General features: G+C 71.4%; 9 protein-coding genes. 2 read left to right on the top strand and 7 right to left on the bottom strand.

All coding sequences use genetic code 11. The features are described from left to right. The first annotated feature begins 64 nt into the window (after positions 1 to 64). Together AC27IY_RS39460 and AC27IY_RS39455 are read left to right on the top strand one after the other, a co-directional pair. Positions 65 to 2,572 (top strand): DEAD/DEAH box helicase, encoded by a 2,508-nt coding sequence (locus AC27IY_RS39460; RefSeq protein WP_364445163.1) that lies wholly within the window; start codon positions 65 to 67, stop codon positions 2,570 to 2,572. A gap of 157 nt (positions 2,573 to 2,729) precedes the next feature. Further along, entirely contained in the window at positions 2,730 to 3,224 is a 495-nt protein-coding gene (locus tag AC27IY_RS39455; RefSeq protein ID WP_423450530.1) for a DUF2087 domain-containing protein, read from the top strand. Here the strand turns inward: AC27IY_RS39455 and AC27IY_RS39450 are convergent. From AC27IY_RS39450 to AC27IY_RS39420, 7 genes are read right to left on the bottom strand one after another with little or no spacing between them, the layout of a single operon-like run. Beyond that, a complete protein-coding gene (locus AC27IY_RS39450; RefSeq protein WP_487181122.1) occupies positions 3,209 to 4,816 on the bottom strand; it encodes a beta-N-acetylhexosaminidase in 1,608 nt (535 codons plus the stop codon). The two genes, AC27IY_RS39455 and AC27IY_RS39450, sit on opposite strands and share 16 nt — an antisense overlap. Positions 4,817 to 4,830: 14 nt before the next feature. After that, positions 4,831 to 6,771, bottom strand: coding sequence for an NPCBM/NEW2 domain-containing protein (locus tag AC27IY_RS39445; RefSeq protein WP_487181121.1), 1,941 nt, complete (start codon positions 6,769 to 6,771; stop codon positions 4,831 to 4,833). Between the two features lie 12 nt (positions 6,772 to 6,783). Beyond that, positions 6,784 to 8,328 carry an alkaline phosphatase D family protein gene (locus tag AC27IY_RS39440; protein WP_487181120.1) on the bottom strand — a complete coding sequence of 515 codons (1,545 nt, stop codon included), beginning with the start codon at positions 8,326 to 8,328 and terminating at the stop codon, positions 6,784 to 6,786. A 9-nt stretch (positions 8,329 to 8,337) separates the two neighbouring features. Then, entirely contained in the window at positions 8,338 to 9,636 is a 1,299-nt protein-coding gene (locus AC27IY_RS39435; RefSeq protein WP_423450534.1) for an ABC transporter substrate-binding protein, read from the bottom strand. 26 nt (positions 9,637 to 9,662) lie between these two features. Then, entirely contained in the window at positions 9,663 to 10,472 is an 810-nt protein-coding gene (locus AC27IY_RS39430; RefSeq protein WP_364444954.1) for a carbohydrate ABC transporter permease, read from the bottom strand. 6 nt (positions 10,473 to 10,478) lie between these two features. Next, complete coding sequence (locus tag AC27IY_RS39425) at positions 10,479 to 11,360, bottom strand: carbohydrate ABC transporter permease (protein WP_487181119.1); 882 nt, start codon at positions 11,358 to 11,360, stop codon at positions 10,479 to 10,481. Beyond that, positions 11,357 to 12,670 carry a glycoside hydrolase family 36 protein gene (locus tag AC27IY_RS39420; RefSeq protein ID WP_487181118.1) on the bottom strand — a complete coding sequence of 438 codons (1,314 nt, stop codon included), beginning with the start codon at positions 12,668 to 12,670 and terminating at the stop codon, positions 11,357 to 11,359. Before AC27IY_RS39420 ends, AC27IY_RS39425 begins: the two co-directional genes overlap by 4 nt. Positions 12,671 to 12,675: the final 5 nt, after the last annotated feature.

Below are 12,675 nucleotides of genomic sequence, written 5' to 3'. Positions count from 1 at the left end.
CGGAGGCCCCTGGCCGGCCCGAGTCGGCGGGGACCGGTTCGAGCACCGGGCAAACTTCGGCAGGATAGGTGGTGTGAGCCTACTCGTGGACCGCCTGCCAGAAGAGATCGACGCCGAGCCGGACGCCATCTTCGACGCGTTCGCCGCCTGGAACACCGAACGTGGGCTCACCCTCTATCCGGCCCAGGAAGAGGCGCTCATCGAGGTCGTCTCGGGCAGCAACCTCATCCTGGCCACGCCGACGGGCTCGGGCAAGTCGCTCGTGGCCGCCGGAGCCCACTTCACGGCCCTGACCCGCGACCAGCGCACCTTCTACACCGCGCCGATCAAGGCGCTGGTGTCGGAGAAGTTCTTCGACCTGTGCGCCGTCTTCGGCACCGAGAACGTCGGCATGATGACCGGCGACGCCAGCGTCAACCCGGGCGCGCCGATCATCTGCTGCACCGCCGAGATCCTGGCCAACGTGGCGCTGCGCGACGGCGCTCAGGCCGACATCGGCCAGGTCGTCATGGACGAGTTCCACTTCTACGCCGAGCCCGACCGCGGCTGGGCGTGGCAGGTGCCGCTGCTGGAGCTGCCGCACGTGCAGTTCGTGCTGATGTCGGCGACGCTCGGCGACGTCACGATGTTCGAGCGCGACCTCACCCGGCGCACCGGCCGGCCGACGGCCGTGGTCAAGCACGCCGAGCGGCCGGTCCCGCTGATCTACTCCTACCGGATGACGCCGCTGCACGAGACGCTGGAGGAGATGCTCTCCACCGGCCAGGCGCCGGTCTACGTCGTGCACTTCACGCAGGCCGCGGCCATGGAGCGGGCGCAGTCGCTGATGTCGATCAACATGGCGACGAAGGCCGAGAAGGAGGCCATCGCCGCGATGATCGGCGGCTTCCGCTTCACCACCCGCTTCGGCCGGGCGCTGTCGCGGCTGGTGCGCCACGGCATCGGTGTGCACCACGCGGGCATGCTGCCGAAATACCGCCGCCTGGTCGAGCGCCTGGCGCAGGCGGGCCTGCTCAAGGTCATCTGCGGCACCGACACCCTCGGCGTCGGCGTCAACGTCCCGATCCGCACGGTGCTGTTCACCGCGCTGTCGAAGTACGACGGCAACAAGGTCCGCAGGCTGCGCGCCCGCGAGTTCCACCAGATCGCCGGCCGCGCCGGCCGGGCGGGCTTCGACACCATCGGCTACGTCGCCTGCCAGGCCCCCGAGCACGAGATCGACAACGCCCGCGCCCTCGCAAAGATCGGCGACGATCCCAAGCGGCGGCGCGGCTACGCTCGCAAGAAGCCGCCGGAGGGCTTCGTCGGCTGGAGCGAGGAGACCTTCCAGAAGCTGCAGGAGGCCGAGCCCGAGCCGCTCCAGTCGCGTTTCAAGGTCACCAACGCGATGCTGCTGGCCGTCATCAACCGGCCGGGCGACTGCTTCCAGGCGATGAAGCACCTGCTGACCGACAACCACGAGGACCGCAAGTGGCAGCGCCGGCACATCAGCCAGGCCATCGCCATCTACCGGTCGCTGCTCGCGGGCGGCATCGTCGAGCAGTTCGCCGAGCCGGACGAGCAGGGCCGCCGGGCCCGCCTCACCATCGAGCTGCAGGAGGACTTCGCGCTCAACCAGGCGCTGTCGACGTTCGCGCTGGCGGCCTTCGACCTGCTGGACCGCGAGTCGCCGTCGTACGCGCTGGACCTGGTCTCGATCGTCGAGTCGATCCTCGACGACCCGCGCCAGATCCTGTCGGCGCAGCTCAAGAAGGCGAAGGGCGAGGCCGTCGCGCAGATGAAGGCCGACGGCATCGAGTACGAAGAGCGCATGGAGCGCCTCACCGAGGTCATGTACCCGATGCCGCTGGAGGACCTGCTGCTCGGCGCGTACGAGACCTACCGGCGCGGCCATCCGTGGGTCGCCGACCACACGGTGAGCCCGAAGTCGGTGGTGCGCGACATGTTCGAGCGCGCGATGACCTTCGGCGACTACATCCAGTTCTACGAGCTGTCCCGCTCCGAGGGCACGGTGCTGCGTTACCTCGCCGACGCCTACCGCACGCTGTCGCGCACGGTGCCCGAGCACCTCAAGACCGACGACCTGGTCGACCTCATCGAGTGGCTGGGCGAGCTGGTCCGGCAGGTCGACTCCTCGCTCATCGACGAGTGGGAGAAGCTGGCCAACCCGGCCGAGGCGCTGGAGCGGCAGCAGGAGCTGGAGGCGCGGGTGCGGCCGGTCACCGGCAACCCGAGGGCCTTCAGGGTGCTGGTCCGCAACGCCATGTTCCGGCTGGTCGAGCTGTGCGCGCTGGAGAAGGAGGAGGAGCTGGCGGAGCTGGCTCCCGACGTCGACTGGGGCGCGGCGCTGGACGCCTACTACGCCGACCACGAGGAGATCGGCACCGACGCCGACGCGCGCGGGCCCGCGCTGCTGCGCATCGAGGAGGAGCAGGGGCTCTGGAAGGTGCGCCAGACGATCAAGGATCCGGCGGGCGACGGCGACTGGGGCATCGATGCCCAGGTGGACCTCGCCGCCTCCGACGAGGAGGGCCGGGCCGTGCTGCACGTGCAGGGGCTCAACCGGCTGTAGGGAGATGACAAGCCGTGTGCCGGAACGGACTGGCAAGGGCGTCCCGGCACACGCCTGTCGATTCAGTGTCTGACGGAGGACGTAGGGGTCATGTCATGACACTGTCTTAAGATCGTGACATTTCCCAACCGTCCGGGTCGGGGACAAAATAGATCAAATGAGTGACGAAGAGATCAGACGCGTACTCGGGCTGCTCTCCCAGGACGACACCTTGCGCGCCTTCGCCTCCCTGGTGCTCGGCGAGAGCGACGGGCTGCCGCCGAAGACGCTGCACAAGCTGGAGGCGGGCGGGCTGGCCGCGCGCGACGAGAGCGGGAAGTGGCGGGCGGCGCCCGAGCGGTTCAGGGAGCTGCTGCGGGACCGGGCCGAGCCCGCCGAGGCGCTGAGCGACGAGGAGCGGGTGCTGCGCACGTTCCTGGTCGACGGGCGGCTGACGACCCTGGCGATGCGCCGCGACAAGAGGCTGGTCGTGCTGCGGTACATCGCCCTGGTCTTCGAGCCGGGCAGGCGTTACACGGAGAAGGACGTCAACGTCGCGCTGCGGGCCTTCCACGACGACTACGCGGCCCTGCGCCGCTATCTGGTGGACGAGGGGCTGCTGTCACGGGAGGACAACGTCTACTGGCGCAGCGGCGGTCACGTCGAGATCTGAGGCAGGTTCGCGGTCCACGCGGCGAGCTTGGCCCGCCACCGCTCGGCGTCCTCGGGGCGGCCGGGCACGCCGGGCCGCCGCTGCCAGGGCAACGGCCCGTCCGCCCGCCGGTACTCCACGCCGATCGCGTCCAGCCGCGGCAGGTGGGCGGCCAGCCGTTCGCTGAAGTCGGCGAGGTCGCGTCCCTCCGGGCTCCACACGGTCTCGGCGAAGGCCGCGAGCCGCGGGAAGGCCATGTAGTCCACGCGGCGGGCGGAGTCGATCAGCTCGGTCCACACCCCGCACTGCGCGCCGAGCACGCGGTCGGCGGCGGGCCGGCCGCGCAGCGCCTCGGGCACGGGCTCGAAGGCGTAGACGTCCTCCAGCGTCAGCACGGGGCCGAACGGGGCCGGCTCCTCCTCCCCCTCCGCCTGCCGGTAGTCCAGGTAGAGGCTGGTGTTGGCGCAGTTGACGACGTCGTGGCCGCGTTCGGCGGCGATCACCGCGCCGAGGTCGCCCCGCCAGGACGCGACCACCGCGCCGGGGGGCGGCCCGCCCTCCAGGATCTCGTCCCAGCCGACCAGGCGGCGGCCGCGGGCGCTCAGCCACTCGTCGAAGCGGTGGACGATCCAGCTCTGCAGCTCCTCCTCGTCGCGCAGCCCCAGCTCCTCCATGCGGCGGCGGGCCGACGGGCTCTCCCGCCACTGGTCCTTGCGGCACTCGTCGCCGCCGATGGACACGTACGGGCCGGGGAACAGCTCCAGCACCTCCTCCAGCACCTCCTGGAAGAAGGCGATGGTGGACTCCTCGGCGTTGAGCACGTTCACGCCGACGCCCCAGGTGGTGCGCACCTCCAGCGGCGTGCCGAGGTTGCCCAGCTCCGGGTAGGCGGCGATGGCGGCCTGGGTGTGGCCGGGCAGGTCGATCTCGGGGACGACCATGATGTGCCGCCGGGCGGCGTAGGCGACGATCTCCCTGATGTCGTCCTGGGTGTAGTAGCCGCCGTGCGGGCGGCCGTCCATGGCGCCGTTCCAGCCGCTCTGGCTCTCCCTGCGCCAGGAGCCGGTCTCGGTGAGCCGGGGGTGGCGGCGAATCTCGACGCGCCAGCCCTGGTCGTCGGTGAGGTGCAGGTGGAGCACGTTCAGCTTGTGCAGGGCCAGCAGGTCGATGAAGCGCAATACCTCGTGCTTGGTCATGAAGTGCCGGGCGACGTCGAGCAGGCAGCCGCGCCAGGCGAAGCGGGGGGCGTCCTCGACGTACGCGCCGGGCGCCTCGAAGGGCCCGGCGGCGGCCCGGCGGAAGACGGCGGGCGGCAGGAGCTGCCGGAAGGTCTGCGCCCCGTAGAAGGCCCCGGCGGGGCCGCCCGCCACGATCTCGGCCTCCCCCGGGCCGACGGTCAGCCGGTAGCCCTCCGCCGGCAGGTCGCCGAGGCCGAGCCTGATCGTTCCCGAGCCCGGCCCCGGCAGCAGCTCGCCGCCCGTGACGGGGGCGAGCTCGCCGCGCAGCCAGGCGGCCGGCCCGGCCAGCGCCGGATCGGCGGTGAGCGAGGTCCGGCCGTCGAGGATGAACGGGCCCGGCCTGGGCTCGTACGTGACGGGCTTGGGAACGATCATGAACAGCTGACTCCCTACTCGCAGGTGATGACGGCGTCGGCGAAGTCGACGTGGTCGGAGGTGGCGTTGTCGCCGCCGTTGGTCGCGACCAGCCGGACGTGGCGGGCGCCGGTGACGTCCGCGGTGACCGCGCGGGCCGGCATGGCGCCGGTCAGCAGGCCGGAATAGGCGACCCGGCCGCCGTCGGCCCAGACCTCGAACCCGGCGGAGCCGGCCGCGCCCACCTCGTCGTCGATCCCGGCCTGGAACGAGACGGACGTGCAGCGCCCGCCGGTGTAGAACTCGATGTCGGCGGGCGCGTGCGCGCCGAGTCCCTTGGCGAAGCGCACGCCCTCGATGGTGAGCGGGCGGCCGTCGCCCGCGGCGCGCTCGCCGTTGCTCATGTCCTTCTCGACCGGCCCGAAGTGGTTGGTCGCCCTGGTCCAGGTGAGGTCGCTGAGATAGGTGCGGCCCGCGCCGGGGCCGGTGGCGACGGCCACGACGGCGGTGGCGCGCTGCCCGGCCGCCTCGAAGGCCAGCTCGTACGTGCCCGGCGCGGTCCCCTCCGGCGGGGTGACCGCCCAGGTGACGGCGAAGGCGTCGCCGCCGTCGAGCCGGCCGGTCCTGACCGGGGTGCGGGCGGCGACCTTCCATCCCTGCGGCCCGGAGGCGGTCACCTCGACGTCGCGCAGCCGCGCGGTGGCCCCGGTGTTGGTGACGCGGGTGACGATCTCGCCCGTCCTGCCGGGCTCCAGCGTGGTGGGCCGGTCCTCGCCGAGGACCTTCGCCGGGTCCGCCTCGAACGTCACCAGCGGAGGCGCCGGGTCGTTGCGCGCGCTGACCCGATAGAGCAGCGCGGCGTGCGCGGGCACCTGGGCCGACAGCGCGCCCGTCGTGGTCGCGACCGCCCCGGTCCACAGCTCCTCGACGCGGAAGCGGCCGGAGCCGAGCGACCAGGAGATCGTGGCGGCCCGGTCGCTCTCGTTGAACAGCGCCACCGCCCGGTCGCCGCCCGCGAGCGGCTTGGCCAGCACGTGGTACCAGCCGTCGCTCTTGACGAGCCGGCCGTGCGCGCCCAGCTCGTCCTGGTCCACGGCGATCACCTCGGGGTCGGCGACGATCGCGGGCGGCGCGGCGGCCGGGTCGGCCTGCAGGACGAGCGGGGCCGCGCCCATGGCCCAGAGCGTGAACTGGGCGCGGTACTCGGTGTCGGTCATGCCGCCGCGGCCGGCCTGGATGAGGTCGGGGTCGGCGTAGCTGCCGCCGCCCGCGTACTCGGCCCTGAGCTGGTTGGTCTCCCAGATGTCGACCATGTTCGGGTAGGCGTCCGGGATGGGACGGTTGTAGACGTTGGTGCGCCAGGTGGTGGCCTTGGCGTCCTTCCCCCACAGCCACGGGACGGTGCTGCCGTCCTCGTTGTTCATGGCGAACACGACGCCGTCGCCCAGGGCCTCGCGCATGCGCGGGTAGAGGGTCTGCGCGATCTGCTGGACGTTCTGGCCGGGGAAGTCGGCGGTGGGGATGTTGCACCAGGCGTACGTGACGTGGTCCACCCCCCACTCCTTGAGCCGGGCCGCGTCGGCGGCCTCGCTCTTGTACGAGCCGGGGCCCCCGCCGGCGCACGCCTTGGTGCCCGCAGACAGGGAGAGGCCCAGCTTCAGCCCCTTGGCGTGCAGGCCGTCGGCCAGCGCGGCGATGCCGCCGGGGAAGCGGGCCGGGTCGGGGACGAGGGCGCCGCCGGATCGCTGCGGGGCGAGCCAGCAATCGTCGATGATGACGTACCGGTAGCCGAGCGGGGCGAGCGGCGCGAGGGCGTCGGCCGCCTTGAGCACCGCCGCCTCGGTGACCGCGCAGCCGAGCGTCCGGCTGCTCCAGCCCATCGGCGGGCGTACGGCCTCGGCGGACGAGGCGGCCGATAACGGGACGAGAGGCAGGGCGAGGAGGGCCGCCGCGGCGACGGCCGTGAAGGTGCGCATGGGGGGTTCCTGTCAGGCGGGGTTGAGCTGGGGGCGGCCCGGCTCGATGACGAAGGAGCCGGAGGTGTAGGCCGGGGCGTAGGGCTCGGTGACCCGGGACAGGGAGCGGAAGTCGACCTTCATCTCCTGCTGGGTGATCCGAGTGCGGACGTAGCCGCGGCGGCCGTTGAAGAACTTCACGTGCGGGTTCTCCGCCAGCAGGTTCTGCGTGTCGGGGTACTCGTCCAGGCCGTTGCCCGCGCTGGTGACCGAGGTGGTGACCAGCTCGACGGCGACGGACTTCGACTCGGGGTCGGCGTAGTCGCGCTTGACCTCGCCCGCCCAGTGGGAGTGCACGTCGCCGGTGAGGACGACGGCGTTGCGCCGGTAGGCGTCGATGGCGGCGGTCAGCCGGTTGCGGGAGGCGACGTAGCCGTCCCAGCCCTCGTTGGAGTAGCCCTTGCCCGCGCCGTTCGTCCAGTCCATCTCCATGAAGAAGACCTGCTGGCCGAGCAGGTCCCAGGTGGCGCGCGAGCCCTTGAGCCGCGCGTCGAGCCACGCCTCCTGCTCCTGGCCGAGCATGGTCCTGTTGGGCTCGAACCGCTCCAGGCAGTCGGCGCCGACGGTGCCGCTCCTGCCGGTGCAGGCGTACAGGTCGCGGTACTGCCGGGTGTCGAGCAGGTGCAGGTTGGCCACCTCGCCCCAGCGGATGCTGCGGTGCAGCCGAAGCGAGGAGCCGTCAGGCTTCTGGGCGCGGCGCAGCGGCATGTTCTCGTAGTACGCCTGGAAGGCGTCGGCCCGGCGCTTCATGAACGGCGGGTCCGGCTGCTCGGGCACGTCGCCGGCCCAGGCGTTCTCGATGTCGTGGTCGTCCCACACCACGACCCAGGGCGCGATCGCGTGGGCGAGCTGCGACTCCGGGTCGGCCTTGTGCTGGGCGTGGCGCAGCCGGTAGCCGGCCAGGTCGAGGCATTCGCCGCCGGCCTGGTCGCGTACGGGGTACTTGTAGTCGCCGTACTCGTAGATGTAGTCGCCGAGGAAGGCGATGAGGTCGGGCTGGTCCTCGGCCATCCGCCGGTACGGCGTGAACCAGCCGGCCTGGTAGTCGGCGCACGAGGTGAACGACAGGTTGAGCGCGCGGCTCCGGCTGCCGGCCGCGGGGGCGGTCAGCGTGCGGCCGGCCGGGCTGATCTCGCCCTCGGTGCGGAAGCGGTAGAAGTACTCCGCGCCCGGGTCGAGGCCGTCGAGCTCGACGTGCACGCTGTGGGCCGCCTCGGGGCGGGCGACCTCGGTGCCGCGGCGCACGACGCGGCGGAAGCCCTCGTCCTTGGCCAGCTCCCACTGGACGGGCACGGCCCGGTTCGGCATGCCGCCGAGCCCGTCGAGCGCCACCGGGTCCATGGCGAGGCGCGTCCACAGGACCACGCCGTCGGAAGCGGGCTCGCCGGAGGCGATCCCGAGCTGGAAGGGGTCGGAGAGAGGGGCACGGCGGGCCGCCGCGCGCACGGGTTGGACGCCCAGTGCGGCGGTCAGGCCCAGGCTCGCGCCCCCGGCGAACAGAGAACGCCGGGTGATCATGGGGGATCCTTACTTGACGGTGGCGTTGCCTTCTGCGACAGCCTGGTCGGCGGCCTCTTGCGGAGAGAGTTTTCCGAGGTACATCTCGTTGAAGAGCTGGTTAAGCTTCGTCTCGAAGCCGGTGAAGCCGGTCGTGATCGGCAGCGGGAAGGTGGTGCCGGCCGCCTCCTCGACGAACGGCGAGACGTCCACGTTCTTCGACTTCCAGTAGTCCACGTAGCCCTGCGACAGGCCGTCGAGCGCGGGGAAGGCGTAGCCGCCGTCGGCCATGATCTTCTGCGCCTCCGCCGTGCCGAGATACTGCGCCAGCTTCATGGCCTCCTCGGGGTGCTCGCTCTTGGCGTAGACGGCCTCGGCCAGGCCGTTGAGGTTGACCGCGCGCCCCGCCGGGCCCTCGGGCATGAGGGCGACGCCGACCTCGAACGTCGACTCGGGCGCCACGAACGGCAGCAGCGCGTTGTTGGCGGGGAACATCGCGACCTCGCCTGCCTTGAACATGTCGGTGACCTTGCCGGTGGGCGGGTTGGTCCGGGTCGCGGGCGGCGAGACGTGGTGCTTGTTGACCAGGTCCACGCCGAACTGCAGGGCCTGGACGGCGGCCGGCTCGTTGAAGGCGTACTTGCCGAAGGGCTGGTCGACGAGCTTGCCGCCGTTGGAGACGACCCAGTTCATCCACTGGGTCTGGTAGTGGTTCCAGGAGGCGAAGCCGTACGTCTTGACCTTGGCGGGGTCGAAGCCGGACTCGCCGGGGTGCTTGCCGGCCTCGTCCACGGTGAGCTTGCGCGCCGTGTCGAGCAGCGTGCCGCTGCCGTCGGCGGCCCAGGTGAGCTTGTCCGGCATCTCCACGCCCGCCTTGGCGAACAGGTCCTTGTTGTAGAGCAGGCCGACGACGCCCCAGTCCTTCGGGACGCCGTACAGCTTGTCCTTGTAGGTGAAGGAGCCGACGACGGTCTTGTGGTATTTCGCGGCGTCCACCTGCACCGGGGCGAGCACGCCCTTGGTGACGAACTCCGGGAACTGGGTGGGCGTCATCCAGAACACGTCCGGCGCGGTGCCGGCGACCGCGTCGGCGGTGAGCTTGGTCCAGTACTGGTCGTAGGGCAGGAGCTCGACGGTGACGTCGATGCCGGGATTGGCCTTCTCGAAGGCCGCCATGACCTGGTCGTAGCCGGCCTTCTGCTGCTCGTCCCAGAGCCGGTAGGTCAGGGTGACCTTGCCGGAGTCCCCTGAGGAGGAGCAGGCGGGCAGGACGAGCATGGCGGCGCCGAGCAGCGCCCCGGCCCAGCGAATCCGGGGGGTTGGCATCATTCGCTGACCTCTTCTTGTTCGGGTTCTCATTTGAGGCCGGTGAGGACCACCGACCTGACGATGTGTTTCTGGAAGAAGATGAAGACGGCCACCATCGGCACCAGGGCGATCAGGCTGCCGGCCATCATGAGGTGGTAGTCGACGCCGATGCCGGACTTGAGCGTGGCGATGGCGACGGTGATCACGCGGGTGTCGTCGCCGCTGGTGATGATCAGCGGCCACAGGAAGCTGTTCCACGACGAGATGACGGTGATGATGGCGAGCGTGCCGAGCGCGGGCCGGCACAGCGGCAGCAGCACGCGCAGCAGGATCGTCAGCTGCCCGGCCCCGTCGATGCGGGCCGCCTCCTCCAGCCCGGCGGGCAGGCTCTTGAAGAACTGCCGCATCAGGAAGATCCCGTACGGGGTGCCGAGGATGTAGGGGGCGAGCAGGCCGTACCAGGTGTTGACCAGGCCCAGCTCCCGCATGATGAGGAAGAGCGGGATCATGGTGACGGCGCTCGGCACCATCATGGTGGCCACGTACAGCCAGAACAGCACGTCCCTGCCCCGGAAGCGCAGCCGGGCGAAGGCGTAGGCGGCGAACGTGGTGAACACCAGCTGCCCGGCCGTCAGCAGCGCCGTCATCAACGCCGTGTTGAGCACGTAGCGGGGGAAGTCGCCGGCCAGCATCGTGGCGAGGTTGCCCGCCGTGGGCGGCAGCCCCGGCAGCCACGGCTCGGTCGAGCTGAGCTGCGCCTGCGTCTTGAACGCGGTCAGCACCACCAGCAGGTACGGGAACACCGACACGAAAGCGCCGATCGTGAGCACGGCGTACAGGAGGACGCGCTTGGCCATGGCTCCTCAGCTCAGGTCGTAGGTGGTGCGCTTGCCGAAGAACCGGACCTGCGCCAGCGTCACCGCGAAGATGATCGCGAACAGCAGCGTCGACAGCGTGGCCGCGTAGCCGAAGTCGAACTCCTTGAACGCGGTCTGGAAGATGCGGAAGTTCAGCACCTCGGTGCTGTGGCTGGGCCCGCCGTCCGTCATCGCGTACACCGTGTCGAACACCTGGAAGGCGCCGATCAGGTTGGTCACCGTGACGAAGAACATCGTGGGGTTGAGCAGCGGCAGCGTCACCCGCCAGAAGCGTTCGCGCGGCCCCGCGCCGTCCACGGCGGCGGCGTCGTGCAGCTCGCGCGGGATGCCCTGCAGCCCGGCCAGGAAGAACAGCATGTTGTAGCCGGTGTGCTGCCAGACGCTGACCAGCGCGACGGCCGGCAGCGCCCAGGACGGGTCGGACAGCCAGTCGGGGCCGGTCACGCCGACCAGGGCCAGCGCGCTGTTGAGCGCGCCGTCGCGCGGATCGAAGATCCACTGCCAGACGAGGCCGAGGACGATCGGCGTCGCCATCCACGGCACCACGAACAGCGAGCGGTAGAGCCGCAGGCCCTTCACCCGCCGGTCGAGCAGCACCGCCAGCGCGAGGGCGAGGACGGTCTGCAGCGGGATGGACAGCAGGACGTAGCCGACGGTGACGAGGAGCGAGTGCCAGGTGCCGCCGTCGGCGGCCAGGCGGCGGTAGTTGTCCAGGCCGGCGAACTCGGGCGCGGACAGCAGCTCCCAGTCGAACAGGCTCAGCACGAGCACGATGACCATCGGCAGCAGCAGGAACGCCACCACGCCGAAGAGGCTGGGCCCGATGAAGAGGTAGGCGTGCCAGCCGCCCCTGCGGCCTCGGCTCACGACGGTTCCGTGGCGGTGGGGACCAGCAGCCGCCGGGTGGTCTCCATGCCCCAGTCGTCCAGGGCGGCGATCGGGTCGCTGGAGCCGCGCAGCCCGCCGGTCGCGCCGACGTGTGCCGCCCACTCCTCCCGCGCCTCCATCTCGGGGCGGACGACGATGCAGTCCGGGTCGTTGACCCACCACCGGGCGTGCAGGAACTCCCGGGCCGCGCCGGTGAGGCGGGCGCCGAGCTGCGAGGGCTGGCTGATGTCCCCGGACCTCGGCCGCAGGGTGAGCGCGATGTCGGGGCTGACCCGCATGACGTCCACCAGGCCGATGCTGGGCAGCATCGGGGCGCCGCAGCCGTGCAGCGTGGCCTCCTCGCCGGCGCCGCGCCGGACGATCTCCAGGCCGCGCCGGTAGGCGGCGATCGGGTCGAGGTCCTCGTGGCGGCGGCCGGCGAGCGCGCCGGCGTACAGGTAGTCGAGCTTGAAGTGGGTGATCCCCATGCCGGCGAACGTGCGGAAGACGTTCGTCAGGTGCTCGGCGGCGTCCGGGTGGGTGACGTCGAGGACGGCGAGGTCCTGGTCCCACATGTGGCCCGCGTACGCGCCGCCGACCAGCCAGTCGGGATGCTCCCGGTACAGGCGGCTGTCGTGGCCGACCAGGAAGGGCGCGGTCCAGATGCCGGCGCGGCGGCCGGTGCCGGTGACGGCGTCCACGGCGCGGGCGAGCGAGCCGAAGCCGGGACGGGGGTCCAGCCAGTCGCCGATGCCGGCCTCGTAGCCGTCGTCGATGAGGAACATGTCGGCGGGCAGGCCGTGGCGGGTGGCCAGCTCCAGGTTCTCCAGGACGTCGGCCTCGACGACCTTGTCCCAGTAGCCGTACCAGGTGCACCACATGGGCGGGACGGCGGGGAACGTGCGCGGCGCCGACGCGGCGTCGGCCATCGTCTCCGCCCACCGGCGCAGTGCCGTGCCGAGGTCGCCCTCGACGCGGTGGCGGCGGGCCGGGGCGTCGGCCGAGATCACCAGGCGGCCGCCCTCCTCGCGGGCCCGGATCGAGGGCACCTCGTGGGGGCCGGCGGCGGACCACAACTCCACGGAGCCGTCGCCGGTCTCGACCGCGAGCAGGCCCTCCCCCTGGAACGCGCGCTCGGGGACCGGCGTGCCGGGGCGGTAGCAGAGGATCTGTATCGTCCCGTTCGCGGGCCGGGGCGGGGTCTCGTCCAGGCGATAGGCGCCCGTGGGGCTCCACGACTGCCAGCCGTGCTCGAACACCCGGGCCGAGCCGGGGACGTACGCGACCTCGCCGATGTCAACGAACGACATCAGTC

Source organism: Nonomuraea sp. B208, assembly GCF_057536035.1.
Note: the sequence above shows the minus strand (reverse complement) of the source record. Positions and strands in the feature narration are given on the sequence as shown.